Origin of the sequence: Streptomyces inhibens, assembly GCF_003389455.1 — a bacterium.
Classification (GTDB): Bacteria; Actinomycetota; Actinomycetes; order Streptomycetales; family Streptomycetaceae; genus Streptomyces; species Streptomyces inhibens.
In genome coordinates this window covers 1-2,387 of the sequence record NZ_QUAC01000097.1, presented here as the reverse complement: position 1 = coordinate 2,387, position 2,387 = coordinate 1, and the positions used below count along the sequence as shown (strand labels likewise).

At 73.1% G+C, this 2,387-nt stretch carries 1 protein-coding gene and 2 pseudogenes; all 3 read left to right on the top strand.

Annotated elements, in window-relative coordinates; translation table 11 throughout:
* Positions 1-310: 310 nt before the first annotated feature.
* A complete protein-coding gene (locus DY245_RS12965; protein ID WP_128506834.1) occupies positions 311-895 on the top strand; it encodes a uridine kinase family protein in 585 nt (194 codons plus the stop codon).
* 477 nt (positions 896-1,372) lie between these two features.
* Positions 1,373-1,638: pseudogene (locus tag DY245_RS46215) on the top strand (AAA family ATPase); the annotation flags it as partial.
* Position 1,639: 1 nt separating this feature from the next.
* Positions 1,640-2,387 (top strand): annotated as a pseudogene (locus DY245_RS46210) (AAA family ATPase); the annotation flags it as partial.

The following is a 2,387-nucleotide window of genomic DNA, read 5'->3' as shown; positions in this document are numbered from 1 at the left end:
GGGGGCGCGGCTCTCGTCGGCGGCCTGCGCGGAGGGGGCGGCGACGCCCGCCGCGGCGGCGAGTGCGGCGGCCAGGACGGTGCGCCGGGGCGCGGAGCTGGTCATGGTGGAGGTCCCCCAGTCGGATGCGTGCGATCGGGTACGAGGAGTCGGGCCGGGGCGGCGCGCGGGCACGGTCGGGTCGGCAGTGGGTCAACTATTGCCGCTCCACGCCTGCTTCGGAAGGCGGTGCGGGGCGCGTCGCGGGATGAATATTGGTGTGGACCACTGGCAGGGACGGTGGCCCGGACCACAGGCGTACGCTGGCGCGATGGATGGTGAGCTGGCTTCGCTGGCCGAGCGGCTGCGCGCCCTTCCGCCCTCGTGCGGGCCGGTGCGGCTGATCGCCGTGGACGGGCACGCGGGGTCGGGCAAGAGCACATTCGCCGGGCGGCTGGCCGCGGCGCTGGGCGATGCGCCGGTGGTGCACACCGACGATCTCGCCACCCATGAGGAACTGTTCGCCTGGAGCGAGCGGTTCCGTGCGCAGGTACTGGAGCCGCTGTCGCGGGGCGAGACCGCGCGGTACGGGATCTACGACTGGGTGCGCGGGGAGTTCACCGAGGAGCGCGAGCTGGCACCTGCGCCGGTGGTGCTGGTCGAGGGCGTCGGCGCGGGGCGGCGGGCGCTGCGGCCGCATCTGGCGTGCCTGCTGTGGATGGAACTGGCGAGCGAACACTCATGGGAAAGGGGGCAACTCCGGGACGGGCCGGGGCTCTCCGCGTTCTGGAGTGGCTGGATTCCGGCGGAGCGCGCGCACTTCGCGAGCGATCCTTCGCGCCCGTACGCCGATTTCCTGGTGCACCAGGGGCAGATGGGGTACGAGGTACTCGTGGGGCCTTCCTCGGCGCCGTGATCGGCCCCGTAGTTCACGCTCCGTAACAGACCTTGGCCGGCACGCCCGGCAGCGCCGACAGGGTCCCGCCGAGTGCCCCAACTCGGCTTGACCTGGGGGGCGTACAGGACTTACGTTCTCAATGTGCGGTTCAACGGACCGCCCGCAGACGCGAAGCCCCCGGTTGTTCCCCCGTGATCGGGGGCTTCGTTCTGTGTAAAACCACTTTTTGCCGCCGCCGGGCGCCGCCTCTCCCTCACCCTGGGTCACCGTATTCTTCGCGCCGCGGCGCAGCGCCCGGTCGTCCGTTCTTGCCCCGTACCGCCCTCTACGGCCTGCACCGATCCCGCAGGTACGATGCGAGTCCGTGCCATCGCAGGCCACGGGACCGATGCGTGCGGCGACGGTCAACTCCCGCCCGCCGTATGCCGGTTCGGGAGGCTGCGGCCCGGCACTTGCCCGGAGGCACACACGGGGGACGTTTTGTGGGGGGACGGGATGGATGTCGGCACTCAAGGTTCGCCCGCCCCGGCCGAGCTCGCCTGGCTGCGCGCGGTCGACGCCTACACCGTAGGCGCGTATCCGCAGGCGGAGGAGGAGTTCCGGGCCGCGGTACGGCTCGATCCGTCGATGGCCGACGCCTGGCTCGGCCTGCACGCGCTGCGCGCCGACACCTCCATCGCGCTGCTGCGGATGCACCGCCACCGCGACCGCTTCGGTGAGATGCGCGCCCGTCACCGACGCACCCTCAACTCCTGGTACTGNCCGTCACCGACGCACCCTCAACTCCTGGTACTGGCTGGGCTGGTGGGTCCAGCCGGTGCTGGAGACCGGCCGTGATCTGCTGCTCGCCCACGCCTCCCACTGGCTCGACGGCCGCCATGTCGCCGAGCTGGACCAGGCGCTGGCCGGCTGTCCGCCGGTGGACACCGACCCCCAGGTGCGCTTTCTGCACGCCTGCCGCGCCTATCTCGTCAAGGACTGGGACCAGCTCGTACGGCACACCGAGCCGCTGCTGGGCGACCCGGTGCTGGGCATCGAGGCCGGGCTGTTCGGCGGGATGGCCCGGGTGCGGCTGGAGATGTACGGGCAGGCCGTACCGCTGCTGTCCGCCGCGCTGATGCGCTGCCGCAGCGAGCAGCCGCAGCGCAAGGAGCTGCGCTACTGGCTCGCCCGCGCCCATGAGGGCACCGGCCGCAGCGCCGCCGCACTCCCCCTCTACCGCGCGGTGCACCGCGTCGATCCGGCGTTCATGGACACCGCGGCGCGGCTCGCCGCCATCACGGAGGCGGACGGCCTGGACGAGGGCACGGATCTCGCGACGGTCTCCGCGTCCGGCCTCGGCCAGGAGGCCGGCGGCGATCCGGATCCGCTGACCCCGCTGGACCCGGTCGACGGCCGTGAGCTGCTGGTGACCGGCGAGGCCGACGGGCCGGACGGCGAACCGGTCGGCGGCGGGGCGCCGGCCGGGGGCGATACCGCGGCCCGGGTCAAGGCCGCGGCCCCGGGGCCG

Bases quoted from the DNA above. Each gene is read 5' to 3' on its own strand.
- DY245_RS12965 (WP_128506834.1), top strand. From the start codon at position 311: ATGGATGGTGAGCTGGCTTCGCTGGCCGAGCGGCTGCGCGCCCTTCCG.